The 25092-nt window shown below is 64.3% G+C and carries 31 protein-coding genes and 3 pseudogenes; 21 read left to right on the plus strand and 13 right to left on the minus strand.

Annotated elements, in window-relative coordinates; translation table 11 throughout:
* Nucleotides 1–126 precede the first annotated feature (126 nt).
* A complete protein-coding gene (locus LT988_RS02185; RefSeq protein WP_332460596.1) occupies nt 127–963 on the plus strand; it encodes a HipA domain-containing protein in 837 nt (278 codons plus the stop codon).
* Here the strand turns inward: LT988_RS02185 and LT988_RS25360 are convergent.
* Both LT988_RS25360 and LT988_RS02190 read right to left on the minus strand, forming a co-directional pair.
* A pseudogene (locus LT988_RS25360) lies at nt 948–1022 on the minus strand (type II toxin-antitoxin system VapC family toxin); the annotation flags it as partial. The gene LT988_RS02185 and the pseudogene LT988_RS25360 overlap by 16 nt on opposite strands.
* A gap of 12 nt (nt 1023–1034) precedes the next feature.
* The gene (locus LT988_RS02190; RefSeq protein WP_232408636.1) at nt 1035–1241 is read right to left on the minus strand and encodes a PIN domain-containing protein; all 207 of its coding nucleotides are present in this window, start codon (nt 1239–1241) and stop codon (nt 1035–1037) included.
* A gap of 259 nt (nt 1242–1500) precedes the next feature.
* Here LT988_RS02190 and LT988_RS02195 point away from each other — a divergent pair.
* From LT988_RS02195 to LT988_RS02245, 11 genes and pseudogenes are all read left to right on the plus strand, one after another.
* A pseudogene (locus tag LT988_RS02195) lies at nt 1501–1788 on the plus strand (glycosyltransferase); the annotation flags it as partial.
* Between the two features lie 29 nt (nt 1789–1817).
* Nucleotides 1818–2021: a type II toxin-antitoxin system RelE/ParE family toxin gene (locus tag LT988_RS02200; protein WP_408648036.1), complete on the plus strand. Its 204-nt coding sequence runs from the start codon at nt 1818–1820 to the stop codon at nt 2019–2021.
* Nucleotides 2022–2033: 12 nt separating this feature from the next.
* Nucleotides 2034–2393 carry a HigA family addiction module antitoxin gene (locus tag LT988_RS02205; protein ID WP_232408638.1) on the plus strand — a complete coding sequence of 120 codons (360 nt, stop codon included), beginning with the start codon at nt 2034–2036 and terminating at the stop codon, nt 2391–2393.
* A 283-nt stretch (nt 2394–2676) separates the two neighbouring features.
* Entirely contained in the window at nt 2677–2913 is a 237-nt protein-coding gene (gene vapB, locus LT988_RS02210) for a type II toxin-antitoxin system VapB family antitoxin (RefSeq protein WP_232408639.1), read from the plus strand.
* On the plus strand, nt 2913–3320 hold the full coding sequence (locus LT988_RS02215) for a type II toxin-antitoxin system VapC family toxin (RefSeq protein ID WP_232408640.1): 408 nt from the start codon (nt 2913–2915) through the stop codon (nt 3318–3320). The genes vapB and LT988_RS02215 overlap by 1 nt, the downstream gene beginning before the upstream one ends.
* A 110-nt stretch (nt 3321–3430) precedes the next feature.
* Nucleotides 3431–3683 (plus strand): annotated as a pseudogene (locus tag LT988_RS02220) (transposase); the annotation flags it as partial.
* 154 nt (nt 3684–3837) lie between these two features.
* The gene (locus LT988_RS02225; protein ID WP_232408641.1) at nt 3838–4488 is read left to right on the plus strand and encodes an RpnC/YadD family protein; all 651 of its coding nucleotides are present in this window, start codon (nt 3838–3840) and stop codon (nt 4486–4488) included.
* A 72-nt stretch (nt 4489–4560) separates the two neighbouring features.
* Nucleotides 4561–4866, plus strand: coding sequence for an RpnC/YadD family protein (locus LT988_RS02230; RefSeq protein WP_232408642.1), 306 nt, complete (start codon nt 4561–4563; stop codon nt 4864–4866).
* A 123-nt stretch (nt 4867–4989) separates the two neighbouring features.
* Nucleotides 4990–5400, plus strand: a complete 411-nt coding sequence (locus tag LT988_RS02235) for a hypothetical protein (protein ID WP_232408643.1) — start codon at nt 4990–4992, stop codon at nt 5398–5400.
* A gap of 6 nt (nt 5401–5406) precedes the next feature.
* Nucleotides 5407–5934: a hypothetical protein gene (locus LT988_RS02240; protein WP_232408644.1), complete on the plus strand. Its 528-nt coding sequence runs from the start codon at nt 5407–5409 to the stop codon at nt 5932–5934.
* 101 nt (nt 5935–6035) lie between these two features.
* Complete coding sequence (locus LT988_RS02245) at nt 6036–6527, plus strand: RpnC/YadD family protein (RefSeq protein ID WP_232408645.1); 492 nt, start codon at nt 6036–6038, stop codon at nt 6525–6527.
* Nucleotides 6528–6723: 196 nt separating this feature from the next.
* On the opposite strand, the gene LT988_RS02250 is transcribed toward LT988_RS02245, so the two are convergent.
* Both LT988_RS02250 and LT988_RS02255 read right to left on the minus strand, forming a co-directional pair.
* The gene (locus LT988_RS02250) at nt 6724–7164 is read right to left on the minus strand and encodes a type II toxin-antitoxin system VapC family toxin (RefSeq protein ID WP_232408646.1); all 441 of its coding nucleotides are present in this window, start codon (nt 7162–7164) and stop codon (nt 6724–6726) included.
* Nucleotides 7151–7777, minus strand: coding sequence for a type II toxin-antitoxin system Phd/YefM family antitoxin (locus LT988_RS02255; RefSeq protein ID WP_232408647.1), 627 nt, complete (start codon nt 7775–7777; stop codon nt 7151–7153). The genes LT988_RS02250 and LT988_RS02255 overlap by 14 nt, the downstream gene beginning before the upstream one ends.
* Nucleotides 7778–7840: 63 nt before the next feature.
* Here LT988_RS02255 and LT988_RS02265 point away from each other — a divergent pair, with 63 nt between their 5' ends.
* Both LT988_RS02265 and LT988_RS02270 read left to right on the plus strand, forming a co-directional pair.
* Nucleotides 7841–8341, plus strand: a complete 501-nt coding sequence (locus tag LT988_RS02265; protein WP_269752090.1) for a pilin — start codon at nt 7841–7843, stop codon at nt 8339–8341.
* Between the two features lie 177 nt (nt 8342–8518).
* A complete protein-coding gene (locus LT988_RS02270; RefSeq protein WP_332460522.1) occupies nt 8519–8935 on the plus strand; it encodes a DUF29 domain-containing protein in 417 nt (138 codons plus the stop codon).
* Nucleotides 8936–9103: 168 nt separating this feature from the next.
* Here LT988_RS02270 and LT988_RS02275 read toward each other — a convergent pair whose 3' ends face one another.
* The 9 genes from LT988_RS02275 to LT988_RS02315 form a co-directional block, all read right to left on the minus strand.
* Entirely contained in the window at nt 9104–9712 is a 609-nt protein-coding gene (locus tag LT988_RS02275; RefSeq protein ID WP_232408648.1) for a V-type ATP synthase subunit D, read from the minus strand.
* Nucleotides 9709–11124 carry a V-type ATP synthase subunit B gene (locus LT988_RS02280; RefSeq protein WP_232408649.1) on the minus strand — a complete coding sequence of 472 codons (1416 nt, stop codon included), beginning with the start codon at nt 11122–11124 and terminating at the stop codon, nt 9709–9711. The genes LT988_RS02275 and LT988_RS02280 overlap by 4 nt, the downstream gene beginning before the upstream one ends.
* 107 nt (nt 11125–11231) lie before the next feature.
* Nucleotides 11232–12995 carry a V-type ATP synthase subunit A gene (locus LT988_RS02285; RefSeq protein WP_232408650.1) on the minus strand — a complete coding sequence of 588 codons (1764 nt, stop codon included), beginning with the start codon at nt 12993–12995 and terminating at the stop codon, nt 11232–11234.
* Entirely contained in the window at nt 12992–13621 is a 630-nt protein-coding gene (locus LT988_RS02290; RefSeq protein WP_232408651.1) for a hypothetical protein, read from the minus strand. The genes LT988_RS02285 and LT988_RS02290 overlap by 4 nt, the downstream gene beginning before the upstream one ends.
* Nucleotides 13618–13914 (minus strand): V-type ATP synthase subunit F, encoded by a 297-nt coding sequence (locus tag LT988_RS02295; protein WP_232408652.1) that lies wholly within the window; start codon nt 13912–13914, stop codon nt 13618–13620. The genes LT988_RS02290 and LT988_RS02295 overlap by 4 nt, the downstream gene beginning before the upstream one ends.
* A gap of 13 nt (nt 13915–13927) precedes the next feature.
* Nucleotides 13928–14284 (minus strand): ATP synthase subunit C, encoded by a 357-nt coding sequence (locus tag LT988_RS02300; protein ID WP_232408653.1) that lies wholly within the window; start codon nt 14282–14284, stop codon nt 13928–13930.
* A gap of 241 nt (nt 14285–14525) precedes the next feature.
* Complete coding sequence (locus tag LT988_RS02305; RefSeq protein ID WP_232408654.1) at nt 14526–16358, minus strand: V-type ATPase 116kDa subunit family protein; 1833 nt, start codon at nt 16356–16358, stop codon at nt 14526–14528.
* A complete protein-coding gene (locus tag LT988_RS02310; protein ID WP_232408655.1) occupies nt 16358–17137 on the minus strand; it encodes a hypothetical protein in 780 nt (259 codons plus the stop codon). Before LT988_RS02310 ends, LT988_RS02305 begins: the two co-directional genes overlap by 1 nt.
* Entirely contained in the window at nt 17134–17508 is a 375-nt protein-coding gene (locus tag LT988_RS02315; RefSeq protein ID WP_232408656.1) for a hypothetical protein, read from the minus strand. The genes LT988_RS02310 and LT988_RS02315 overlap by 4 nt, the downstream gene beginning before the upstream one ends.
* A gap of 338 nt (nt 17509–17846) precedes the next feature.
* Between LT988_RS02315 and LT988_RS02320 the strand changes: the two genes are divergently transcribed.
* The 7 genes from LT988_RS02320 (at nt 17847) to LT988_RS02350 (ending at nt 24913) form a co-directional block, all read left to right on the plus strand.
* Nucleotides 17847–18164 carry an ATPase gene (locus tag LT988_RS02320; RefSeq protein ID WP_093191204.1) on the plus strand — a complete coding sequence of 106 codons (318 nt, stop codon included), beginning with the start codon at nt 17847–17849 and terminating at the stop codon, nt 18162–18164.
* 60 nt (nt 18165–18224) lie between these two features.
* Nucleotides 18225–19295: a V0D/AC39 family V-type ATPase subunit gene (locus LT988_RS02325; RefSeq protein ID WP_232408657.1), complete on the plus strand. Its 1071-nt coding sequence runs from the start codon at nt 18225–18227 to the stop codon at nt 19293–19295.
* A 59-nt stretch (nt 19296–19354) separates the two neighbouring features.
* Nucleotides 19355–21265 carry a V-type ATP synthase subunit I gene (locus LT988_RS02330; protein WP_232408658.1) on the plus strand — a complete coding sequence of 637 codons (1911 nt, stop codon included), beginning with the start codon at nt 19355–19357 and terminating at the stop codon, nt 21263–21265.
* Nucleotides 21266–21472: 207 nt separating this feature from the next.
* Nucleotides 21473–21925: an ATP synthase subunit C gene (locus LT988_RS02335; protein ID WP_232408659.1), complete on the plus strand. Its 453-nt coding sequence runs from the start codon at nt 21473–21475 to the stop codon at nt 21923–21925.
* Between the two features lie 53 nt (nt 21926–21978).
* On the plus strand, nt 21979–22299 hold the full coding sequence (locus LT988_RS02340; RefSeq protein WP_232410671.1) for a V-type ATP synthase subunit F: 321 nt from the start codon (nt 21979–21981) through the stop codon (nt 22297–22299).
* Between the two features lie 171 nt (nt 22300–22470).
* A complete protein-coding gene (locus LT988_RS02345) occupies nt 22471–23112 on the plus strand; it encodes a V-type ATP synthase subunit E (protein WP_232408660.1) in 642 nt (213 codons plus the stop codon).
* A gap of 4 nt (nt 23113–23116) precedes the next feature.
* On the plus strand, nt 23117–24913 hold the full coding sequence (locus tag LT988_RS02350; RefSeq protein WP_232408661.1) for a V-type ATP synthase subunit A: 1797 nt from the start codon (nt 23117–23119) through the stop codon (nt 24911–24913).
* Nucleotides 24914–25092: the final 179 nt, after the last annotated feature.

The raw sequence follows: 25092 nt of genomic DNA on the forward strand, positions 1-25092 counted from the left end.
GCCGATCCGTGGCGCAAATCCGACACACCCATCCGTTATCTCCAAGCCGCCGAAGCGGCATTAGCCTTGGGACTGGCGGGTTCCAGTGCCGCCGGTGAATTCCCCAAGTTCACCGCCCTGCGCGAGTTGCCCGGAAGCCTGACACCTCATGTCCTGGTCAAGTTTTCCGGGACCGATGCGTCGCCAACCGTCACCCGCTGGAGCGATCTCCTGACCTGTGAGCAGCTTGCCCTGGACTACGCGCAACGCCTGCCAACTGTGGTCAGCGCCCGCAACCGTATCATCGCTCACGGCGGACGGACCTTTCTGGAAGTCGAGCGGTTCGATCGACACGGCCGTTTTGGCCGCAGCCCGCTCATCAGCTTGGAAACGGTCAACGCGGCCCTGTTGGGCAAGGATCCCAGCGACTGGCGTCCATTGGCCGATGCGTTGGTCGCCGCCCGCCTGCTGAGTGTCGAAGAGGGCCGTCGCATTCATGTGATCTGGTGGTTTGGCCGCTTGATCGCCAATACCGACATGCACCTGGGAAATCTGAGCTTTCGCCCGGACAAGGGTCGCCTATTCTTGGCGCCGGTCTATGACATGCTTCCCATGCTCTATGCTCCTCTGGCCGGGGGCGAAGTGCCGACGCGCACCTTTGAGCCACTCTTGCCGCTGCCCCGCGAGCGCGACACCTGGCTCATCGCCTGCGAAGCCGCTGCCGGCTTTTGGGATGGGGGCAGCGCGGATTCGCGCATCAGCGCCGATTTCCGTGTGATGGTTCGGGACCACGGGGCGCGGCTATGGGCAGCCTGCGAGCGGGATTGGTGCAGTTCCGGTCATCGATCGCAACTTCAAGCCGACGTATCCCATGGATTGAGCACCTTGGCGCCAGTGGGCACAAAGTGTCGGAGATTACGCGTCGCGACGGTGAGGCCGTCCTCCCGAGCCGTCGCGGCAATCAGAACATCAGCGCTCTCATGACCGATCTCCGCCGAGAGCCGCCCCCAACGGCGTGCCGCGGCCGTGTCGATAGCGAGTATCCGATCAGCATATCAATGCAGGATCGTTTCCAACCATCCCGCTAAGGTCGATGCAAGCGGGACGTTTTTGGTCTGCTGCAGCAGGATGCCGCGCTCGATCTTGCCGATGTTCACCACGCTGAGAAACAGCTCGGAGGAGCGTTGGCTCGCAAGCCAATTGACCACCCTCGGATTGCGCTCACGACGGCGGAGTTCGGAAAGAACAACGGTATCCAGCAAATACCTCAGAACTCCACATCGCGCTGGCGCAGCAGCATCCGCTCGAAAGGTACATCGTCTTGAGGCAAATCCAGCAGAGAGCCCGTGAACGACGGTGCTGCCGCTCTCTCAAACGCTTAGGAGCACGCAGCGAGGACTCGCGAGTTGCGTGGCCGTGGTGCATGCCGAGGTCTCGGAGTGGACCGATCAGCCGGATCGGTTACCCGGCAGCCGAGACAGCTGGAACCTCAGTCGGCGCGACGCGCGCAACCCATGCTGCTTCACACTCGGCAACGGCGCCGCCGTCAAGGCAGGGGCACGCGCAGCGACCGGCGACATCTTCATTTTAATGGACGGCGACTTCATGGACGGCGACGGACAGCACGACCCGGCCGACATTCCGCGTCTATTCGCCAAACTCGACGAGGGCTACGACATGGTCGTCGGCGCCTGTGGCGACGGCTCGCAGGCCAGCGTCGGCCGTTCGTTGGCCAACGGCTTCTCTAATCGGTTCGCCACCCTCATCACCAGCCACAAGATCCTGGACCTGACCTCCAATTTGCCGGCAAGCGGGTGAAGCGCTGGGGGCCCGATTTGATGCAGCAAGCGCAACGCAAGCTTGCAATGTTGAACTGCGCGGGATCGCTCGACGATCTGCGCGTGCCGCCGCGGAATCGACTCGAAACCCTGAGCGGCGATCGGGATGGCCAATGCAGCATCCGCATCAACGATCAGTGGCGTCTGTGCTTCGAGTGGCGTGAGGGGCAGGCGTGGAACGTTTTGATCGTCGACTATCATTAGGAGAATCGGACGATGGCAATTGCCGTGGAAGACTTGGGTCAACTGGATTTTTCGGATGTCGCAAACGGCGACCTAGCGCCCGTCCCGCCGGGCGAGATCCTGGCGCGCGAGTTTCTGGAACCACTGAACATTTCCCCTTATCGCCTAGCGAAGGCCCTCGGGGTACCGCAACAACGTATCGGCGAAATCCTGGCCGGTCGACGGGCGATCAGCGCCGATACCGGGCTGCGTCTGTCGCGCGTCTTCGCCCTGAGCGATGGCTTCTGGGTAGGATTGCAGGCCGACTACGATGCGGCGAAAGCGCGTCAAACGCTGGGCGCAACCTTGGAACGCATTACGCCTTTCATACAGCGCATCGAACCGCATCGGTGACTGTCTTCGTGCTCATAAACAGGGACGGCAAGATCACATTACCTCCTGCGGCGGAACAACTTCAGGGTCTTTCGTTGCACGCCTGATCGGACATCAAGGTCCTCGGGATCGTGGCCGGATCGCCGCGACTTGAGAGCTCCCCAGGCATACCGGCGAGGAACAAGTCAGGATCTGCACCCGCCCTCCCGGCCGTCTTCCGCGTCGCGGCGCTCTCCAACGCCTTGCGTTTGCTGTTTCCCAAGCTAAGGTACATACACTGTACATCCCTGATCGCGAGCTGCTCATGCGCATCACGAAAGCGTTTAAAAATGGTCATTCGCAAGCCGTGCGGATCCCCGCCGAGCTGGCTTTCGAGCGCATGGATATTGAACTGGAGATCGAAAGATGCGGCGACGAACTGCGTATTCGCCCCGCACGGCGGTCATTGGCAGGGGTATTGACCAAGTTTGCCCGATTCTCCCCTGACTTCATGGCGGACGGTCGCGGCGAGCAAGAGCAGGACGGTCGGGATCGCCTCTGATGCCGCGCTACATGCTCGATACGAACATGTGTGTCTATCTGATCAAGCATCAGCCCGAGATCGTCGCCCGACGCTTTGCCCAATGTCATGTCGGCGATGTCGTGATGTCCGCGATCACCTTCGCCGAGCTGGAATATGGCGTCGCGGTCGCGGCCCATCCGGAAACGGAACGCGGTTATCTGGACAGCCTGATTCAAGACATCCCGGTTGCACCCTTCGATGTGGCAGCGGGCCGAGCCTATGCGTCCGTTAGACTCGCGACACGCGACAGCCGGAAAAACGCTCTCGACAAGCTGATTGCGGCCCATGCACAGTCGCTCAACGTCACGCTCGTCACAAACAACACGAAAGACTTCGCCGGATATCCCGGCGTCATGATCGAAAACTGGCTGATGCCAAACACCTGAAACCCTGAATCCCCCCAGGTCGGATTCCGGGGGCGATCCGGGCCGGCCACAGCGCCCGGGGCCAAAGGGTTACCCTTAACTTACGCCTTTTCCGAGCTATCTTCGGAGTCATGGCCAGACCCCTGCGACTTGAGGTTTGCCGGTGCACTCTTTGACGTCACCTCGCGCGGTGACGGACGGGAGGACATCGTTCGAGACGTCGAGAACCGGCGGCGGTTTTGCGACGTGCTTGCAGGGGTGTGGGAGCGGTTCAACTGGGTCATCCACGCCTGCTGCGTGATGACCAACCATGACCATCTGCTCGTCGAGACGCCCCACGATAATCGCTCCAAAGGAATGCGCGAGCTCAACGGTGTTTACACAAGTGGAATCCGCTGGCCACCCTCGACTTCTCCGCGCGCCGGGGACGATCTCGCTTGAAGATCATCCTGCTTGGCGCCGGGCTGATGACGCGGCGACTTTATCGTGTACGATCGGGTAAGATTCGCGGCGACACGAACACGCCACGGAGAGGCCCATGCGCAAGCCCGCCGCCGATCGCGACGATTATGATTCCCCCTGGAAGGATCTGCTCGAGCGTTGGCAGCGGCCTTTTCTGGAGTTCTTCTTCCCGACGATCGCGGCCGACATCGACTGGTCGCGCGGCTTGGAGTTTCTCGACAAGGAGCTGCAGAAGGTGACGCGCCGCGCCGTGGTCGGTCGCCGTTATGTCGACAAGCTGGTCAAGGTCTGGCGCTTGGGCGGCGAGGAGACCTGGGTGCTGATCCACACCGGGGTGCAGGGCGAGCCGGATCCGGGGTTTGCGCGGCGGCTCTACACCTGCCACTCGCGCCTGATGGACCGCTACGATCGTCCGGTCGCGACCTTGGTGATCCTGGCCGATGAGCGGCGTAACTGGCGCCCGGAGCGCTATCGTCATGCACTCTGGGGCTGCGAAGCGGTGCCGGTGTTTCCGGTCGTGAAGCTGCTGGATTTCAAGACCCGCACGGCCGAGCTGGAGGCAAGTGCCAATCTCTTCGCGCTGGTCGTCCTGGCGCAGCTAGCCGCCACCGAGGCCAAACGCGACCCGACCGCGCGCCTGGATCGCAAGATCGGGCTGACTCGGCGTCTGTACCGTTCCGGACTGAGCCGCGACGAGGTCTTGAGTCTGTATGCCTTCGTCGATTAGGTCATGACATGGCCCGCACCCTTGGAGGACGACTACCATCGGGCTATTGAAGCCATCGAAGAGGCGGAATAGATGCGATACGTGACCACGGCCGAGCGAATCGGCATTCGGAAGGGGATGGAGCGTGGGATAGAGAAGGGTCTGGAATCCGAACGTGCATTGCTGCAGCGCCAAGCTCGGCGACGCTTCGGAGACGCCGTCGCCGAGCGCGCCGCTGTTCTGTTGGCGATGATTCGGGCGCCGGAGACCCTTGAGCAGCTCGGCGAAACCCTGCTCGATGATGACGACGGCGAGGTCTGGTTGACGGCGGTGCAGGCACAGGCTGAACGCGCGGACAATCGCGTCGATGCCGCGGGAGACGCCTCGCCGGCAGGATGAAGGCGTGGTCGCCCCGGACGGCAGCTCGATGGAGATGCTCGAAGGTTCCAAAGGCTGGGGGTCAATCTTCTGGGGCGTGGGTGTCTTTCTCCTCCGTGCTCGGCGGACTTCGGGGCGACGGCATTGACGAGCACGGGATCCAGTGCAACACTGATTTACGTGTTCCACGCTCGGATCAGGAAACGACCAATGGCCAATGTTAACTTTACAGCCGCGATCGACCGCGATCTGCTCAAGCGGGCTAAGGTGCTTGCCGCAAAGGCAGAGACATCGGTCAATGCACTGTTTAACGCCGAGCTGCGTTATTTGGTGGAGACATTCGATGCAGCCGAGGCGACGGGAAACCAAAATTTCCTCGTCTTGCTCGATTTTTCCTTGGGCCGTCGCGATGGCCGGGAAACAATGGATGCGCTCGGCATCGACAGCGAGGAAGATTTGTTCTTGTTGATGGCCCAGGCACATCTGCCCACGCCACGTTTGCCGGAATCCGCGACACGCGGCATTGTCGACGAGTTGAACGCGTTGGCGGACTAAGTGGCCGTGCCTGCGGCACATGGCCCGGTGGTGCTGCCCGATGCGGGGCCACTGATCGCGCTGGCTTATGCCGATGCCTTGGACCTGCTGCTCAAACCGGGGTGGCCGGTACGGATTGTGGACATGGTGCTGCATGAGGTGACGCGCAACGACACCCCTACCAGCGCAAAAATCGGGGCCTGGGTAGCGGAACGTTCGATACCGATCGAGTCGACCCGGACTTTTGCGCACTATTGCGACGCCCAGGCCGAGTCCCTCAGCCAGGTGCGGAAGGCGAATCTCGGCGAGATCGCGGTGCAGGAGGCGATGAACGCACTGGCATTGGCCGCCCCCGGCACGACTGGCGTTTTCCTGTTCGAGGACCACAAGATCGCACGTCCCAGCTTTTTGTTGCCGGACAATTGCCGCAAGGTGAGCACGCGCGCTTGGCTGCTCTTCCTGGAGGGGAAGGGCTGGATCGATTCCGCCGCCGATATCGAGCGCGCGGCGATCTCGAATGGCCGTAGCTTTTCGCGCCTGCGTTTTCCTCGCTAGACTGTTTTCATCGCGCTCGTTCGATCGCGAGTCCAACCGAAAAAGTGAGTTGCCCACGTTTCAACGCCCCCAGGCATGCGTGACAGCACGGAGCGGGTGTCATGAGTCTCTGTAAGGTTTGGATGGTCGACATCATGAGAGAGACCGCAGATCGCCTCGCCAGGCTGCGAGGCCGGACCCAAAAGGAGATTGATGATCCATTGCCCTCGCCGTTGGAGGACGACTGCCATCGGGCCATTCAAGCCATCGAAGAGGCGGAGCAGGTGCGATACGTGACCACGGCCGAGCGAATCGGCATTCGGAAGGGGATGGAGCGAGGCATGGAGCGCGGGATAAAGCGAGGGATGGAGAAAGGCCTCGAATCCGAACGTGCGTTACTGCAGCGCCAAGCTCGGCGGCGCTTCGGAGACGCCGTCACCGAGCGCGCCGCTGTTCTGTTGGCGCTGATTCGGGCGCCGGAGACCCTTGAGCAGCTCGGCGAAGCCCTGCTCGACGATAAAGATGGCGAGCTCTGGTTGACGGCGGTGCAGGCACAGGTTGAACGCGCGGGCGATCGCATGGATGCCGCGGGAGACGCATCGCCGGCAGGATGACAGCCCGGTCGCCCTGGACCGCTGCCGCGCCATTGGGCCGACCGCGCCCGGCCCGAAGGATCGCGGCAACGGAATCACATTGCCGGCGCTCACCCGCCAAGATCGTGCAGCGGAACATGGTCCCGAGAAGCCGATTCCGAGGGTCCGACCGGGGAGATATCCGATGCATGAGAAAGAAGGCGACTTCTGCGTCAAGCTAAAATTGCCTCACCGTCAGGCCCATCGCCGAGGCGGCTTCGGCCATCACGCAATCCGCGGTGGCCAGTACCTCAACAGCCAGATGATTGGCCAGCGCCAAGTGCAGCGCGTCGAGTGTGCGCAGCGGGTGCTCCGGATAACGGGTCATCAGGTTCACGGCTTGGTCGAAGCAGACGTCATTCACAGGGTGATCCTGCAGCCAGCCGCGGGCGATGTCGTCCAGGAACGCGGCATAGAGGACGGATTCGAGCTCAGCGCTCAGTTCGCCCATGCGCCGGCGACGGCTCAGCAGTGAGCGCATCTCGGTGCGGGTGAGCCGGCTGATGACGGCAACATCGACACCCTGCAGGTATTCGGCAAAGACATCGGAACCCGGTTCGTTGAGATACCACTTTGCCAGGGCGCTGGTATCCAGGTAGACGCGATCATCCTCGCTCATCACGTTCGGCGCGGATCAGCACTGCCGAGGAGGTCGACAGCCGCCGGGTACGGGCGCGCAAGTCGGCATGGTCCGGCCGCCGCCGCTTCCCGGCAATTGGCAGGATGCGGACGATCGGCCTCCCGCGGCGACTGACGATGATCTCGCCGGCCTCCTCCACCAACTTGTCGAGCTGACCCATCACTGCCCGCATTTCTCTGACATTCAGTTCTTTCATGGCGTTCGTTCCCGATGTGCTGCAATTACTGATAGTGTGGCACATTCGGCGAGCGTCCTCTTGAAAGATTCTCATATGGAGAAAGGCCTCGAATCCGAACGTGCGTAATTGCAGCGTCTGGCTCGGCGTCGCTTCGGAGACGCAGTCGCCCAGCGCGCCGCTGTGCTGTTGGCGCTGATTCGGGCGCCGGAGACCCTCGAGCAGCTCGGCGAAGCCCTGCGCGATGATGACGATGGCGAGGTCTGGTTGACGGCGGTGCAGGCACAGGTTGAACGCGCGGGCAATCGCGTCGATGCTGCGGGAGACGCGTCGCCGGCGGGATACGAGCGGAGTCGCTCGTCGCGGGGTCGCAGGGTCTTGGCGTTTAAGGACCTCAGTCCGCCGCGGCACACGCATAGCAGATCGGCCCAAGAGAGGCTGTCTCATCGACAAATCCTAGACAAGACAAGGACATCGACGGTGAAACCACATCAGCAAGGATTCAACCTGATCGAGCTGATGATCGTCGTGGCGATCATCGGCATCCTCGCCGCTGTTGCGGTGCCTCAGTACCGCGATTATGCGATTCGCGCGAAGGTCACCGAGGTCCTCCTCGAGGTCGGCAGGGTCAAGACCGATCTGAGCCTTTTCTATGCCAATCATGGTCGGTTCCCGATCGACTCCGCCGAGCGAGAGCAGTTCGAGATCGTCTCCACCGATGACCACCCCACCATTCGCCGGCTGGAGCTCAAAGGAGTCGGGGCCTGTAATGCCAACGCGGGCTGCGCGAAGGCCCGGATGGAGGTGATGCTGCGCCGCTCCGTCTACAACGGCATCGGCGGCGATGCGAACAGTCAGCTGCGCCTCGAAGGGCATGGCGGGCCAAACGGCGGCGTCGTGACCTGGCTGTGCGGACCACGTGATGTCCAACCACTCAGATTGGAATGGCTGCCTGCGACCTGTCGGCATCCGCCGTCTTGAGGAGCGGTGCGGCTTGGATTCAAACACCGGGGCGCCGAGTTGGAGCGAAGCCGAATCCCGCGAGAAACCATTTGGATCTGGAAATCAAAACGTTGCTGCAAATCAGAAGGGGAGCCTTGAGAAGGCCGGCGGATCGGTCGGACCGAGGCACACGAGGCGTTTTGTTGCCGAGACGCCGTGTCCGAGGGCCCGCGACCGGGGAGACATCCGATTCAAACCTACGAAGACGATATCGTTGCGTGGGCGAACGAGCAGGCTCGGCTCTTGCGGGAAGGACAGTTTGACCGATTGGATATCACGCACATCGCCGAGGAGATCGACGATGTGGGAAAGAGCGAGCAGCGCGAGCTGGCGAGACGAATGGCCGTGTTGCTCGCCCATCTGTTGAAATGGAGGTACCAACCGGAGCAACGTGACCCCTCATGGGAAATCACCATTTGCAATCAGCGCAATGGGGTCCGGCGTCGTCTGGCCAAGACGCCAAGCTTGAAGGCAGACCTTGGGGACGCCGAGTGGTGGGACGACGCAACCATCCGGGCGGTTCAAGAAACCCGGTTGACCGGATTTCCCGAACACTGCCCTTGCAGGTCTTGAATCCGGGATTCCAACCCGATTGACAACACGGCGGCATCAGCCGTGCCGACGTCATGCACCGCCCGGATGCTCGGCTGGTCGCGTACAACACACCGGTCCCACGAATCGTGCGGTCGCTGGGGTTCGGCACAATCCGGCGATGTTCGAAAGCGACTCTCGACGGGACGTTCAGGCGCGGACTTGTCGTGCGCGAACGACCTCCTCGCGCTCGAGCTCTTCAAGTGCGGACTCCACTGCTCGCAGGGTCTCGTCGATCTCGGGGAGGAGGACGTCTTCGAGTGCGCGAGCGCGACGGGCGGTGCGGGCGTAGTCGGCACGCAGGCGTTGGAGATTGCCGACCATGGCAGCGAGACGGGCGATGCGCGGGATCAGGGCCTGGAAGGCTCGCCGACAACGATCGGCCTCGGGGCTGTCGGAGACGCTCGGCGGAGGCGATTGCGGCTGCCGGTCGCTTTCGACCAGATCGTGCAGCGTCACGCCGAGGACGCGCCGCGGCGCGAGCCGGCAATCGGTGTCGAGCGGCGGTGCCGGCGGGTGAACGGCGAGTCCTTCCAGGCCGTGACGGGCGACGGCGCCTTGGAGTGCAGCGACGGCCTCGCGGTAGTCGGCTCGAAAGGCGGCCAATTCATGCTCGTAGCGGCCGAGCTCGGCGAGGATCTCGGCGGCGAGGATGAGCCGCTTCTCGTCGAGGAATCGATACCCTTCCCGCATGCCAGAGCGCTCTTCCTTGAGCTCGAGGAAGGCGCTGTGGGTCGGAACGACGGCGCGCTCGGTCATGAGACGGGCTCTCTTCGCGGGGCTTGATCGAGCAGATGCTCGCGGATCTGGCGGTCGTCGAGTCGATGGAGCTCGCCCGCCGGTAAGCCGCGCAGTGCGGACCAGCCGGCGGCCATGCTCTCTTCCAGCGTTCGGGCATCGACGCCTTGATGGATGACCTTTTGCTCGAAGTCGTCGCCGAAGAGGAGCAGCTTGCGATCGTCTTCGGAAAGACCGTCCTCCCCGACCACACCCGCCAGCACCCGTGTCTGCTGGGCCTGGCTGTAGGTGGCATAGAGCTGGGCGGCGAGCGCCGGATGGTCGGCATGGGTGCGGCCTTTGCCGATGCCGTCCTTCATCAGGCGCGAAAGACTCGGAAGCAGGCGGATCGGCGGATAGATGTCGCGCCGATGCAGATCCCGATCGAGCACGATCTGGCCCTCGGTGATATAGCCGGTGAGATCCGGGATCGGGTGGGTGATGTCGTCGTTCGGCATGGTCAGGATAGGGATCTGCGTGACCGAGCCGGGCTTCCCGCGGATGCGACCGGCGCGCTCGTAGAGGGTCGCCAGGTCCGAGTACATGTAGCCCGGATAGCCCTTGCGGCTGGGGACCTCGCCGCGGCTCGCCGAAACCTCGCGCAGGGCCTCGCAGTAGTTGGTGAGATCGGTCAGGATCACCAGGACATGCATGCCTTCGACGAAGGCGAGATATTCGGCCGCGGTCAAGGCGAAGCGAGGGGCGAGCAGGCGCTGGGCGCTCGAATCGCTGGCCAGGTTGAGAAAGAGCACGGTGCGGGCGAGCGCCCCGCTCTTCTCCATCTCCTCGCGAAAGAACTCGGCGCTGTCGTGCGGGATGCCGATGCCCGCGAAGACAATGGCGAACCCTTCCGCCTCTTCGGCATCGCCCGGCAGGCGGGCGTTGCAGGCGATGTCCACCGCGATGCGGTCATGAGGGAGCCCGCCGCCCGAGAAGAGCGGCAGCTTCTGTCCACGCACCAGGCTGTTCATGAGGTCGATCGAGGTGAATCCGGTTTCCAGGAACTCGCTCGGCGCCTCGCGCGCGGTCGGCTTGATCGGCAGCCCATCGACTCGGTAGGCGTGCTCGGCCGCGAGCGGCGGTCCACCGTCGAGCGGTTTGCCGATGCCGTTGAAGACGCGCCCCAGCAGCCCCGGACCGACATGGAAGCGCAGCGGCTCACCGAAGAAGCGCACGCGCGTACCCTGCAGGGCGAGGCCGGCGGTGTCGTCGAGCATCTCGACGGTAATGGAGTCCTCGTCCAAGGCGGCGATGCGCCCAAGTCGCACCGAGCCGTCCGTACCCTCCACCTCGACCGCCTCGTTCAGACCCACGTCGAGGCTGCGGCTCAAGAACAGCAGCGGACCCTCGGCACGATTGGCGATCTCTTCTCCGACGAGTCTGGCGTATGTCATTGGCGTACCTGCTTGCGTGCGATGGGCGCTGGAGGCTCCTGCCTCCTGCTATCAGCAATCGTCAACTCCGTGGTGGTGGCTGATGGCTGATGGCTGATGGCGCGAAGCTATCCTCCGACCTCTTCCCGCGCCTCGTTGATCAGCCTCCGAATCGTTGCGGTCAGCTCCTGATCAAGCGCTGAGAAGGCCTCCCAGTCGCCCTCTTCGATCTCCTCGCCCATGCGCATGAGGCGACGGAAGACGGGTTGATCGCGGATCGCCTCGGGTGCGACGCCGGCATCGAGCAGGCGTTCGGAGCCTTCGATGAAACTGCCGATCAGGCGCATCATGACCGCTTGGCGCGACGGGCTGGCGTAGCGGTCGTTGATGGAGTACGCGGACTGGCGCAGGAAGCACTCGTTGACGAGTTGGGCGCAGATGAGCACGAGCCGCTGACGCGCGGGCATGGCGTCGCGACCGATGATGCGGGCCATGCGCTCCAGGCGGGCCTCGTCCTCCAAGAGCGTTAGAAAGCGTCGACGCAGCTCCTGCCAGCGTGTACATCCGGTGGTGTGCCACCAGCGCGCGAGGTTTCCGGCGACCAGGCTGTAGGATTGCAGCGGGTGAATCGCCGGATAGAAGCGCGCTTGGGCACGCTTGGCGTCGAGGCCCCAGAGCGAGCCGACGTAGCGCCGGGTATGCGTGGTCACGGGTTCGGAGAAGTCGCCCGAGGGCGGACTGACCGCGCCGAGCAGCGTCACCGATCCGGTTTCCCCGCCCAATGTGCGCACCCGTGCTGCGCGCTCGTAGAAGTCGGCCAAGCGACTGCTGAGATAGGCCGGATAGCCGGCCTCGCCGGGCAGCTCGCCGAGTCGGCCGGAGACCTCGCGCAGGGCCTCGGCCCAGCGACTGGTGGAGTCCGCCATCAGGGTGACGTTCATGCCCTGGTCGCGGAAATACTCCGCCACCGTAATGCCCGTGTAGATACTGGCCTCGCGTGCCGAAACGGGCATGTTCGAGGTGTTGGCGATCACGACGGTGCGCTCGAGCAAGGGGCGCCCGCTGCGCGGATCTTCCAGCTCGCTGAACTCGGCGAGCAAGCCCGCCATCTCGTTGCCGCGCTCGCCGCAACCGACATAGACGATGACATCGGCGTTGCACCACTTACCGACGGTCTCGAGCAAGACCGTCTTGCCGGTACCGAAGCCGCCCGGAATAGCCCCGGTGCCGCCGCGCGCGACCGGGAACAGACAGTCGATGACGCGCTGCCCGGTCAACATCGGCTCGTCCGAAGGCAGACGCGCCTGTACGGGCCGCGGCACCCGAACCGGCCACGCGTGAGTCATGGCGACCGCGAGACGTCGACCGTCGGCGGCGTCCATCCAGCAGATCGGCTGGTCGTCCGGGTACTCGCCGGCGTCGGCAATCGCGGACACACGCCCGCCGGGCAGATCCGCGGGCACCAGGCAGCGCTGAGCGATGCCCGTCCCGTTCGCAACCTCGCCGATCGCTGCTCCGGGACGCAGGGAGTCGCCGACGCAGATGCTCGGGGTGAAGTGAAACCGCCGGGCGGCGTGGACCTGCATCCCCGGCTTGACGTAGGGATCGGCGATATCCGCGATGGGGCGCAGCAACCCGTCGAAGATCCCGGCAAGAATGGCGGGCCCGAGCCGGATCGAGAGCAGCCGACCGGATCCCGTGACCTCGATCCCGGGCCTCAGGCCGCTGGTGTCCTCGTAGAGCTGGACGGTGATCTCGTCGCGGGCGATCCGGATCACCTCGCCGAGAAGTGCCTGATCACCGACGGTGACCGACTCGCGCAGACGGAAGGCTCCGTCGGGACGTGCCCGCAGGACGGGGCCGCTGATCCAGGTGGTTTCCGCCGTGCTCATGTTTCGACCCCTGCACCCTTCGGGTGCCGTGCCAATACCGCCAACAGGCGCGCCTCCAACCGTCGGCGGTCACGCATCAGACCTTCGAGGCTTGCATCCAGCACGGCGCCCTGTGTCTCGATGACGAGGCCGGCAGACACGGCGCCGTCGGCCCGAAAATGCGGCGCCTGACCCAAGACCTGGGTCAGCTCGGCCTCGAACGGTTCCCATTCGGCCGCTGACCAATCGGGCGGATGGCGCACCGTCCAAAGGCCTGTCGGGAGCAGTCGCTGCGCTTGCTCGATGGCATGCCTCGACCAGATCGCGCGCGTCTCTTTCACCGCCCAGCGCCTGCTCAGCGCCTCGTGCAGACGCGGCCACGCCAGATCCAAGAGTCGCGTGTTGGCCCGATCGCCGCTCGCACGTAGACGGGTATCGCGCTCCGCACGAGCGGCGTGGAGCCGGGACCGCGCATTCGCCCGTTCCGAAACGACGCGCTGGTGAAGCTGCGCGCGTGCGCGTCGGTAAGCGTCGGCGAGCAGGGTCTTCGCCTCGGCGCGCGCCGTCTCCAAGAGCGTCCGGCACTCCGCGTCCCGATACTCCTGAACCAGGGTCAGCAAACCACGTTCGCGCTCCTCGAGCTTCATTCGGCCATCCCCAAGCGGCGCCGCACATCGGCGACGAGATCCGGTGCAGCAACGCGGTTGCGTACGTCCGGGACGACGAGGACCAGCGGCCAGGTCGCCAACTCCGCCTCTCGCAACTGCTCGGGCGGCAGTGTGGCCGCAATCTCAGCCGTCATGACGATGACCCGGGACTCCTCGCACAGCCGCTGAAAGAGCGCACGCACATCCTGAGGCTCGGGGCAGTGAACCTCGACCCCCGCGAGCCGGAACCCGAGCCCGCTGACCTCGTCGCCGAGAAAGGCACAGGTCACCATCGCGATCCGCCCCTCAGCCGAGCCGGTTGAGGATCAATACCGAGATGATCAGGCCATAGATGGCGATACCTTCCGCGAGCCCGACCAGGATCACCATTCGTCCGAACAGTTCGGGCTTCTCGGCCAAGGCGCCGACGGCCGCGGCGCCGATGGTGGCGACCGCATAGGCCGCCGCAATCGAGCCAGCCATGGTCGCGAGAGCGGCCGCCAGATAGCCCCAGCGCAGCACATCCGGATCCAGCGGCATCACCTCGAGCGCGACGACCTCGGAGGCAAACGCACCCGACTGCCAAAACACCACGCTGGAGATTCCGGCGAGCAGAGCAACGCCCAGCACCATCACGCCGGCGAACAGGATTTGTCGATTCATGACTTCACTCCTTCTTAAACCGCGCCCGGCGCGGTGTGCGATGTGTTTGGATGGGATCGGCCCCGGCAGACTTGACGGCCGTTGGAGCCGGCGCGGTTTAAGTCATAAAAAATAAATCCCTTCTCAACCGCATCCCCGCGAAGGCTCGTGATTGCACCCAATGTCGATCTCACTCGAACATGCGCGTCTGGCTCTGGACGCTGTTCAGCGCGCGTGGAACCGCCGACGGACCCAGGTCCGCTCACGCCGCATCCTGGACGGCCTCCCGCACAATGGGCGGCGGCGCCGGGAGCGGCCGGAAGACCCTCCCGGTGCCCTGCAGGAAGCGGTTGAAGAACTCGAACAGCACGAGCCGCGTGGTCTGAATCGAGACCACCAGCCCTTCCAAAAGGATGATCAGGAGATTGCCCAGGATCATGATGAGGATCCCGGCCCAGAGCGGTACCGCATCCGCCATCGTCACCACGGCGACCGAGAGTGCCGAATGCGCCAACGCAAAGGCGCCGACGCGGGCGAACGAGAGCGTATTGACCAGGATCTGGACGCCCGACTCCAGGAGGTGGCCAATGGCGGCGAGACCGCCGAGCAGGGCGCGATGGACCATGAAGGCGCCGATCAGGTACCACGCCAAACCGAGCAGCGCGACCCAGCCGAGGCCCGGGCGGAAAACCGTCGCGATCAACCCCAGATAGAGGACCAGAAAGCCCAGATCCTGCATCAGCCAGCGCCCGAGCTCGCCGCGCCAGAGTGCGCTCAGGCCCGATAGAAGATGGCCCAAACTCAACAACACGACGGCGAAGAGCAGAGGGACGCCGAGCAAGGTCAATGGATCATGCAGCGGGTGCATCCAGAGTGCGGGGATGATGTCCTCGCGACCGAAGAGGCTCCCGAACAGGACCCCGAAAACCATCGCAGAGCCACCGCCGAGCACCATCAGGCGCGCCTCCGGCCAGCGCCGCTGCAACCAAAGCCCGACGCCGACCAACACCGCGCCCTGCCCCACGTCGCCGAACATGTAGCCGAACAGCAGGGGCACCACGACGATCAGCACCGGCGTCGGATCCGCCTCGTCCGAGCCCGGGACACCCAAGGCTCGCGCGAACAACTCGAACGGACGCATCCAGGGCGGATTGTCGAGGATCTGCGGCGGACGCTTGCCGGGCGGAGGGTTGGTCAGGCGCAGCAACGCGCGGGTCCGTCCCGAGTCGAGGGCCGCTCGGAGCCGCTCGCCGCCGAGATCGTCGGTCCAACCCGTGACCCAAACCAGAAGCTCGCCGGCGCGTTCCAGACAGCCGACATGTTCGGCAAACCAAGCCAGCCCGGCGACCTCGCCCAGCGTGTCGCCGAGATCGTATTCGTCGAACAGGGTGTCCAGCTCCGCCTTCAGATAGACGACCCGCGTCGAGAGAAACTCCCGCCGCGCACCGATCCTTGCCAGCGAATCGCGCGCATCGCCCTTCAGCCAGGGCGGCCGCTCGATGACCCGTCCCTTGGCCGCCTGCACCAAACGCTTAACCGCGTCGAGCCGATCGCGCGGACCTAGAATCATGGCGCAATATTCGTCGCCCCAGGGGATCTGACGCGGAATGACGTCGTCCGGCAACTGCGGCCGCGCATCCCTCGGCAAGATCGTGCAGAAGGTCCCGAGAACCGGTCCGCTGCGCGCCACCGCGCCGAAGTCGAGCGGACTGTCGATGATCTTGCCGATCACTTGCGCCAACCATTTGAGCCGGGTCAACTCCTCCTCGCAGGACTGGAGGATGTCGATCAGCGGATCGGCCTCGTGCCGCCACGCCCCGATCCGCGCCAGAGCGCGCTCCAAGACGACGTCGGGCGACTCGACCAACATCTTGCGGCGCAGCCGTGCGCGCTCCCAATAGCGTGCGTAGCGCACCCTCAGCGCCTCGTAGACCCCGAGCCCTTCGGAGAGATACTCGAGCGAGAAATCCCCGCAGACCCGATCGCGGATCTCGATCTCCACCGCGCCGGTGCGCGCGAGCTCGGTCACGGTGCGCACGCTTTCGCGCCGTGGGCACAGCACTTCGAACCAGCGCGTGGAAGCAGGACGCAACATCAGGAATCCAGATGCCCCCCGTCGAAGAGCGCCCGACTGATCAGGGCCCCTCGCAGCCGCTCGAGATCCAAGAAGACGATCGCGAGATATGCGAAGAGTGCGACGGGCTGAACCGGATGTTGGTGGAAATAGGCACGCAGGCGATCCCGCAGGGCTTCGCGCAGCTCCCACGCGGAGGCGGCAGGCGCACCGCGGAAGCGATCCAGATGGTCTTGGACCAGCCGCGAGAATCCGTCCAGATCGCGCCGGCAACGGCCTCCACAGGTCGGCCAGCGCTCGCGCCAAGCCGCTTGCCAGCGCTCGCCGAGATCGCGCGACGCACTGCTCGCCTCGGTTTTCGCCAACAGCGCGGCGAGCCCGTGCGCCTCCCAAGCCTGCGTATCAAGAGCACCATCCTCGCCGACCAGTCCACGCAGCCGGACGTCCAGGGTCGACCAGTCCGGCAGGGTTTCGCGGCGCGCCAAGTGCTCGAGCTGCGACAACCAAGGCAGCCAGGCCACCCATTCGATCGCTGCCCGCCAGCGCTTGGGCGACCAGTCGGCGACGTGCACTGCCGTATCCAGCGCCAGGGCGCGACAGCCGCGATCCAGCTCATGGGCCTGACTCAACCCGGAGAAGGACCTGACCCAATCGACCAGCCCGGTGACGCGCGCCTCTTCCAGATAGGCTGCCAGGGTGCGTGCGCTGGACAGGCGCTGCCAATCCGCCGCGGTAGGCAGCCGTGAGAAACGCGCTTGAAGGCGGGCCTGGGCGTAGGCGAGACGGGGGCCGGGGTTCATCGAGGAGCGCCCTCGCGACCCACGAAGCCGACCGCAGCTCCGATCATCTCGTCGGCGAGAGCGCCGATGGCTGCGTCCAATCGAGCATCGTCGGCGGCGTCGAGGCCCTCGCCGAGCGGCTCGACCACACGGTCGAGTAGCTCGGAGAGCGCGTGCTGCAGACTCGTGTCTGCGATCCGCTGAACAGCGAGGAGGCGTCGGTCGGTCCGCTCGACGAGGCGACGCGCATGGTCTTCGGCATCGGCCAGCAGTCGATCCGCTTCGATCCGACAGGCCGAGACCGACTCGCGAGCGGCTGCCTCCGCGGCCAGTGCTCGGTTGAACGCGGCATCGATCCGCTCCAGGTCAGCATCGGAGGGCTGCTTGATCACGCCGCGTCTCGCTCCATCGCGCCTCGACCGCGTTCCCGGGATGGCGAGGACCAAAGCCATCGGGCCTCGACCGCGCCTCTCCGTCCCTCGTACCCGTGCATTCCACTCGGGAACCGGTTTCGTTAGAATACGATGATATTCTAGTTCAGGCATCGCAGGATGCGGGGCGACGGCACTCGTTGGATTTGATCCGTGTCAGCTTCGTGACCGATTGCCTCGCCGGCGTGTGCGCATCGAGGCCGATCGAGGGACAACACCTCGCATCGTCGCGCGCATTTTGCCCGGTCTTCGGTTAAGGTAACGCCCCGTACCTCTGTTGTTCTGGCAGGTAGACCACGATGGACGACACCCTCCAACGCCTTCTTGAAGCCGAGATGCGCGCCGAGAAGATCGCTCAGCAGGCCGAGGCCGAGCAGGAGCGGACGATTCAAAAAGCGATGGCGGATGCCAAATCCGAGAACGATCGCTTCACCGCCAGGATCCCGGATCTGCATCGGGGCTTTATCGCCAAGGCCGAGGAACGCGCCGAGCAGAACGTCGCGGAGCTTCGCCGTCGATACGACGAGCGTCACGTCCAATTGCGCGACCAGGCCGAGCGCCGCGAGGGCGAGGCGTTGGATGCCGCCTTTCAGGTCTTGATCGACCCCGATCGCTGAAGGTCGGATACAGGCCTCAACGACGCGCCGACCCACCGGCAGCTTACCCGCGGTGTCTTCATGACCATCATTGCCGATCATGCCTACCTCAACACCCGCGTCTCCGTGATGGCGACGCAGCTGTTGGAGCCGACAGAGATCGCGGCGCTGGCGCACCTGCCCTTGCCCACCCTGGCGGAGCGTTTCGGGTTGACCGCCATCCTCGACGCACAACAGTCCACGCGCGCGCGCAGTCGGGCGGTCGAGCAAAGTCTCATCCAGGTCTTACTCTCGGAGCTTCTCATCTTGGTTCGGCCGATGAATACGGCCGAGCGGGCTCTCGTCCTCGACTGGGGCCGCAAGTACGCCCTCTTCAACCTCAAGACACTGATCCGCGGCAAGCTCTACGACCTCGATCAAAAGGAGATCCACGACAATCTCTATGAGCTCCCGGAGTACATGCGATTGTCGGAGGATATGCACACCGATCTCTTCCGTGCCGAGAACGTGCTGGAGCTCCTGCGGCAGCTGGAGGCCGGGGCCCATCGCACGCTGGCCCGCCAAGCGCGCGAGGTCTACGAGCAACAACGCGAGCCTTTCGCCTTGGAGGCCGCGATCGATCAGCGGTATTACGCCGCGTTGCAACGGCACGTGATGGCTTTCGGCGACCCGGATCTGGCGCCCTTGAAGCGACTTGTGGGCGCTGAGCTGGATCGCATCAATTTGTTGTGGCTGCTGCGTTTTCGGTTCTCCTATCAGCTCTCCGCCTCGGAGACCTTCTACCATCTTGTCCCGTCGATGCGTCTCCTGACGCGGGATCGGCTGCTGAATCTGGCCAATATCGAAACCTTCGAGGGTATCCTCGCGACATTGCCCGCGCCGCTGGATCGGCTGCTTGCCGGCAGCAAGAACATCGTGGAGATTCAGAAGCGCATCGGCGCCTACGCGGCGCACGAGGCGCATTGGGTCCTGCACCGCACGCGATCGGGCGTCGCGCGCGCATTGGCCTACCTGATGCTGCGTGAGCGCGACCTACTGTTGTTGTTCGCACTGGCCCAAGGCCAGATCCTGAATCTCCCGTCCGCCGCCATCGAGATCGCGGTGGAGCTGGCCGAGCCCGGATGTCCCTGGGCAGGCGGTCGAGCCGCCTGATGCGCACCCCGATTCAACATCCAACGCAGAGGGGCTGACACATGTTGCGGTCGACACCGATGAAACATGTCCGGCTCCTGGTTCTTACCGAGGATCTTCCGCAGGCATCGCTCGCCTTGGCGGACATGGAGAGCTTTCACCCGGATACCCGCCCGCCGACCGAGGCCCGACTCGCCGGTCTGCCGGGTCGCGAGTACCGCGAGGTCTTCGCCCAGGCCAATGCCCGTCTCGAGAAGATCGGCAAGTTGATCCCGGTGCCGGCGACTCCCGAGATCGAGCAAGTCCGTGTGGTCGATTTCGCGGAGCTGCAAACCTTGAACGAATGGCTGGGCAAGGTCTGGAACGAGACATCCAGCTACGAGGAGGATCTGCGTCGTCTCGACGACGAGGAGCGATTGGTCAAGGACCAGCAAGCCGCTCTGGCCAACTTCGCGCATCTCAACATCGATCTGGGGATGCTCCGCAGCAAAACGCGTTTCCTGGACTTTTACGTCGGCCTGGTCCCGCGCGAGAACCTGCGCCAACTGGAAGGCGCCATCGGCCTCGCCGGATACATCCTGCACCTTTATATGCAGCAGGGCGAAAACGCCCATGTCGTGATCGTCGGCCCCGCCGGAACCAAAGAGAGCCAGCTCTCCGCCGTGCTCGACGCCGCAGGCTTCCAAAACTTACCGATTCCGCAGGAGCTCGACCGCAACCCCGCGGAGCTGCAACGCGACCTCGATGCCCAGCGCCGATCCATCGACACGCAGCGCAAGACCCTGCTTGAGACGCTCGAGCGGTGGTCCGATCCCTTTGCCGGCCCTTTGCTGGAGGCGCGCCGGACCCTCATGCTCGCCGAACCCTTGGTTTCGCTCGATCCCTCGATCCGCAGCGCGGGCGCCCTCGCCTACCTCGCAGGCTGGGTCCCGGCACGTTCGGCGGAACGTCTCGAGGCACGCCTGCGCGAGTCCCTGAACCATCCCTTCGAGATGAGCGTGCGCAACCCGACGGCGGACGAGCGCGCCCTGGTGCCGACCGTTCCTGTGAAGAGCCGTCTCCTCGCACCCTTCGCCATGCTGGTGAAACAATACGGCGTGCCCGAGTACGGCGAGGTCGATCCCACGCCGCTCTTCGCGGTGACCTTCATCTTGATGTTCGGAAGCATGTTCGGCGACATCGGCCAAGGCGCCGTGATCGCCTTGGCCGCCTGGCTCCTGCGCAAGAAGCTCGGGGGCTTTTGGCCGTTCGGATTGATGGCCGGCCTCTCCTCGATGTTCTTCGGGGTCCTGTTCGGCAGCATCTTCGGCAAGGAACACCTGTTGCCCGCGCTCTGGATGAGCCCGCTCAGCGACCCGCTCCTGATGATGAGGATCGCCTTGGGATGGGGTGTGGTCTTTTTGACCATCGCCTGCCTCCTGGCAATCTACAATCGACTGGTGATCCGCAACTGGTCGGGTGCCGTTTTCGGACATCACGGCGTCGTCAACCTGATCTTCTATCTCGCGCTGATCGGCGGCGCAGTGAACATCGCCACGGCCGGTGAGAGCACAGCCGGGGTTCAGGCGAGCGCAGCCGATACGTTCGGAACGATCCCACTATTGCTGGTGATCGGCTCGCTTGCCGCGCTCGCCTGGCACAGTTGGCAGCACCAGCAGGCGCCGATCAGCGAGAAGATCCTGGTGGTCGTGATCGAGACCCTGGAGACCGTGATCGGCTATGTCTCCAACACCTTGTCGTTCCTGCGTGTCGCCGCCTTCAGTCTCAATCACGTCGCGCTCTCGATCGCCATCTTTACCCTGGCCGGCATGATGGGTGCATTCGGCCATGTCGTGACCCTGATCTTGGGCAACATCTTCGTCATCGTCCTCGAGGGCGGAATCGTGATGATTCAGGTGATGCGTCTGCAATATTTCGAGGGGTTCTCGCGTTACTTCTCGGGGAACGGCCATGAGTTCGCGCCCTTGAAGTTCCGGCGTGGATCGGTCTGAGCCGGTCGTGCATCGGGAGTAAGGCATGGGACTCATCTACGCGGACATCGAACTGATCAACCCAGCGAGCCCGAATAGACCGACGGCAGTCGTCAAGTCTGCCGATCCGTCCGGTGAACCAAACCCTTAATCGCACCGACTCCACGCGCACCGCGAGTCGCCGAAGAAACCTATCGTCACAACCGAAACACAACACTGGAGCATGCAATGTACTGGCTCGTCGCCCTCATGACCTTTGCCGTCCTCGGCCTCATCCTGCTCGGACTCATGCTCGAATTTCGACCGAACCTCGCTACCCGGGCCCGGCCTTGGTACAAACCGGCGATGGCGACCCAGCTGGTGGTCTTCGTCGGCGCACAGCTCGGCTTGCTGGTGTTCGGTATCAGCGACGCGTTTGCCGTGGAGCCGGGCATGGAGGGCGTTGCCGCAGCGGGTGAGTTATCCGTCGGCATGGGCCTGGCCATCATCGGTGCCGGCATCCCCACCGCGCTTTCGACCATCGGTGCCGGTATTGCCGTCGGACCGATCGGCGCCGCGTCGCTCGCCGCCATCACCGAAAAGCCCGAGAACCTCGGCCGCACCCTCATCTATCTGGGCCTGGCCGAGGGTATCGCCATCTATGGGTTGGTCATCTCGATCCTGTTGCTCAACCGGATCTGAGCAGGCTCGGCGTGGACGCGCAGCAGACCTACGATTACGAACGGCCCACCCGGATGGTTTTTTTGGGCGAGGATCGGCTTTCGGACGGCTTTCGACTCATCGGCTTCGAGACCCATCCCAATCCCGATCCGGAGCTCGTCGACCGAACCATCCGGGAGCTCCTGCGCGGACGGGAGAAGGCCTTCGTGGTCGTCGACGATGCCGTCATGCAGCAGGACATCCCAAGCCTCAAGCGTGTGCGCCGTGAGGGAGGCCGCATCGTCGTGATCGCGGTGCCGCCGCTCGGCGAGCAGCCGCAGCTGGGTAGCGATGTGGCGCGACGCCTGGCGGCCCTGTTCGGCAACGCCGTGGTAAACGCCAAGGCAGAGCCGTGAGCCGCCGGGTCTCGCAAGTCGGCGGGTGCGCCCGTGAAGACCTTGGTTGTCATCGAACAGTATTCATTCACTTAAATCGCGTCTGAACCGTCGCGCCCTGGTGTCCACAAGGCAGCAGCAAGCGACAAAACGATGTTTTTCGCTCCGGACGCGATTTAACGAGGGTCGATCGTGAATCAAGTACAAGAGCTTGAGCAGGCCATTCTGGCCCGCGCGGAACGGCTGGCCGGGGAGTATCGCGATCGCGCCAACCGCAGCCGCGACAACATCCTGCGCGAGGCCGCGGAACGGCTGCGCATGCGCGAGAGCCGCGAGGAGAGCATCGCCAAGACGCTCGCGGACCGGACCTTCCGCCAGCACGTGCAGGCCAGCGAGCTGAAGATGCAGACGCACCTGGACCGCATGCGCTGGAACCTCGTGCAGGATGTCGAACGCGCCCTCGCCGGACGCATGAAGTCGTTCAGCGAAGACCTTCAGCGCTACGACCCCTGGCTGGACGGCCTGATCGCGCGCGCAACCAACCTGATCGAGGAAAACGCTCTGATTATCTCCGCGAATGCGCGCGATCAGAAACGCCTGGCCGAGCGCTGGGACGCCATCCTCGAGACCCTGCCGAGCCACAAGAGCGCGACGCTCTCCAAAGAGCCGATCGAAACCCTCGGCGGGGTGCTCGTCACCAGCCGCGACCAGCGCATCCGCGTCGACAACACCTACGAGGGCCGACTCGAGCGTCTGCGTCCCGCCGTCCAACAGGTCATCCTCGAACGGCTGTTGCCGAGCGGGTTCGACACCGGCAACCTATTCAGCGGATGAGGCCATGAGCGAAACCAAGAGAACAGGGATCATCCGAGACATCAACGGTCCCATCGTCACCGTCGAGCTGCCGGGTGTGCGCAGCGGCGAGCAGGTGAAGATCGGCGACCTGGGTCTCTTCGGCGAGGTGATCTCGCTTCGGGGTCAGCTGGCGGTCGTGCAGACCTATGAGTCCACCGACGGGGTGCGCCCGGGCGAGCCTGCGCTGGGCCTGGGCTGGCCGCTTTCGGTCGAGCTCGGTCCGGGTCTGATGGGCGGCATCTTCGACGGCGTGCAGCGTCCGCTCGAGAAGATCGCCTTGGAATCCGGCGACTACATCCGACGCGGCATCTCGGTGCCCGCGCTGGACCGGGCGCGCGAGTGGGAGTTCGAGCCCAATCGTGAGCTGAGCCCAGGCGCCAAGGTCGGGCCCGGCGTTGTCCTGGGCACCGTCCAGGAGACAACAACGGTCCTGCACCGGATCATGGTTCCGCCCGGGGTCGAGGGCGAGTTACTCGAGGTGGCGCCGGCTGGCGATTACGACATCGAGTCGACCATTGCTCGGGTGCGCGATCCACGCGGCATCAGTCACCGCCTGAGCATGTATCAGCGTTGGCCGGTGCGCAAACCACGGCCTTACCTGCGTCGCGACGACGGCATCTCGCCCCTGATTACGGGCCAACGGGTCATCGACACCTTCTTCCCGCAGCTCAAGGGCGGCAAGGGCGCGGTGCCCGGACCCTTCGGTGCCGGCAAAACGGTCGTACAGCAGCAGATCGCGCGCTGGTCGAACGCCGACATCGTCATCTATGTCGGCTGCGGCGAACGCGGCAACGAGCTGGTCGATGTGCTCGAAAGCTTCCCCGAGCTGGACGACCCCTACACGGGGCGCAAGCTGATGGAGCGCACACTGCTGGTCGCCAACACCTCCAACATGCCGGTGGTGGCGCGCGAGGCGTCGGTCTATGTCGGCATCACCATGGCCGAGTATTACCGCGACATGGGCTACGACGTGGTCATGCTGGCCGACTCCACCAGCCGCTGGGCCGAGGCCCTGCGCGAGGTTTCCGGGCGACTCGGTCAGATGCCGGTCGAGGAAGGCTACCCGGCCTACCTGGCCTCGCGCCTCGCTGCGGTCTACGAGCGCGCCGGACGTGTCGAGACCTACGGCGCGGGCTCCGGCTCGGTCACCCTGATCGGCGCGGTCTCGCCCCCGGGCGGCGACTTCTCCGAGCCCGTCACCAGCCACACCAAGGACATCATCGAGACCTTCTGGGCACTCTCCAAGGAACTGGCCGACGCGCGGCACTATCCTTCGATCGACTGGGTGACCAGCTTCTCCAAGCACGTGCACACCGCCGCGCAGTGGTGGCACAAAGAGATCGACCCGGATTGGGAGAAGCGTCGCACCGCCGCACTCGCACTCCTCGCGCGCGACGCCGAGCTCTCCCGAATCGTCAATCTGGTCGGACCCGAAGCACTCTCGGATGCGCAACGCTGGGAGCTGGAGGGCGCCTCGCTGATCAAGGAAGGCGTGCTCCAACAAAGCGCCCTCGACGAGATCGACACCTTCTGCTCACCCCAGAAACAATACGCCCTGCTCGATCTCGCGATCACCATCTACAAGCGCGGCGCCGCCCTGATCAAGCTCGGCGTACCGGTCTCGGAGCTGCAGCATCTACCGCTGATGGCGAAGATGCGACGCCTCAAGTCGATGTACTCCAGCGAGCAGCTCGATCAGCTCCTCGCCTTCCGCGAAGAGGTCAATCACGCGATGGAGTCGGTGCGGATCGAATACGCCAAACACGGCGAGCAGAGCTGAACCGCGTCCGGAGGGGGATGGGGCGTTTCCGGGCGAGCTTAAACTTGTCCCAAACAATGGCGACGGTAGGACGCGGTTCAGGAAAGTAAACATTTTAAGAGACTTGAACCGCGTCTGCGCCAGCGGTCGTGGGCTGAGACGACATCGGATCAACATGAAAAAAATGCATATCATGCGGG

The organism is Thiocapsa bogorovii, from assembly GCF_021228795.1.
Lineage (GTDB): Bacteria > Pseudomonadota > Gammaproteobacteria > Chromatiales > Chromatiaceae > Thiocapsa > Thiocapsa bogorovii.

Coding starts and splice junctions, on each gene's coding strand:
- LT988_RS02200 (WP_408648036.1), top strand. CDS start 1,818: ATGCAGCAAGCGCAACGCAAGCTTGCAATGTTGAACTGCGCGGGATCG.
- LT988_RS02205 (WP_232408638.1), top strand. CDS start 2,034: ATGGCAATTGCCGTGGAAGACTTGGGTCAACTGGATTTTTCGGATGTC.
- vapB (WP_232408639.1), top strand. CDS start 2,677: ATGCGCATCACGAAAGCGTTTAAAAATGGTCATTCGCAAGCCGTGCGG.
- LT988_RS02215 (WP_232408640.1), top strand. CDS start 2,913: ATGCCGCGCTACATGCTCGATACGAACATGTGTGTCTATCTGATCAAG.
- LT988_RS02225 (WP_232408641.1), top strand. CDS start 3,838: ATGCGCAAGCCCGCCGCCGATCGCGACGATTATGATTCCCCCTGGAAG.
- LT988_RS02230 (WP_232408642.1), top strand. CDS start 4,561: ATGCGATACGTGACCACGGCCGAGCGAATCGGCATTCGGAAGGGGATG.
- LT988_RS02245 (WP_232408645.1), top strand. CDS start 6,036: ATGAGTCTCTGTAAGGTTTGGATGGTCGACATCATGAGAGAGACCGCA.
- LT988_RS02250 (WP_232408646.1), bottom strand. CDS start 7,164: ATGAGCGAGGATGATCGCGTCTACCTGGATACCAGCGCCCTGGCAAAG.
- LT988_RS02255 (WP_232408647.1), bottom strand. CDS start 7,777: ATGCGTGTGCCGCGGCGGACTGAGGTCCTTAAACGCCAAGACCCTGCG.
- LT988_RS02275 (WP_232408648.1), bottom strand. CDS start 9,712: ATGACCGAGCGCGCCGTCGTTCCGACCCACAGCGCCTTCCTCGAGCTC.
- LT988_RS02280 (WP_232408649.1), bottom strand. CDS start 11,124: ATGACATACGCCAGACTCGTCGGAGAAGAGATCGCCAATCGTGCCGAG.
- LT988_RS02285 (WP_232408650.1), bottom strand. CDS start 12,995: ATGAGCACGGCGGAAACCACCTGGATCAGCGGCCCCGTCCTGCGGGCA.
- LT988_RS02290 (WP_232408651.1), bottom strand. CDS start 13,621: ATGAAGCTCGAGGAGCGCGAACGTGGTTTGCTGACCCTGGTTCAGGAG.
- LT988_RS02295 (WP_232408652.1), bottom strand. CDS start 13,914: ATGGTGACCTGTGCCTTTCTCGGCGACGAGGTCAGCGGGCTCGGGTTC.
- LT988_RS02300 (WP_232408653.1), bottom strand. CDS start 14,284: ATGAATCGACAAATCCTGTTCGCCGGCGTGATGGTGCTGGGCGTTGCT.
- LT988_RS02305 (WP_232408654.1), bottom strand. CDS start 16,358: ATGTTGCGTCCTGCTTCCACGCGCTGGTTCGAAGTGCTGTGCCCACGG.
- LT988_RS02310 (WP_232408655.1), bottom strand. CDS start 17,137: ATGAACCCCGGCCCCCGTCTCGCCTACGCCCAGGCCCGCCTTCAAGCG.
- LT988_RS02320 (WP_093191204.1), top strand. CDS start 17,847: ATGGACGACACCCTCCAACGCCTTCTTGAAGCCGAGATGCGCGCCGAG.
- LT988_RS02325 (WP_232408657.1), top strand. CDS start 18,225: ATGACCATCATTGCCGATCATGCCTACCTCAACACCCGCGTCTCCGTG.
- LT988_RS02330 (WP_232408658.1), top strand. CDS start 19,355: ATGAAACATGTCCGGCTCCTGGTTCTTACCGAGGATCTTCCGCAGGCA.
- LT988_RS02335 (WP_232408659.1), top strand. CDS start 21,473: ATGTACTGGCTCGTCGCCCTCATGACCTTTGCCGTCCTCGGCCTCATC.
- LT988_RS02340 (WP_232410671.1), top strand. CDS start 21,979: ATGGTTTTTTTGGGCGAGGATCGGCTTTCGGACGGCTTTCGACTCATC.
- LT988_RS02350 (WP_232408661.1), top strand. CDS start 23,117: ATGAGCGAAACCAAGAGAACAGGGATCATCCGAGACATCAACGGTCCC.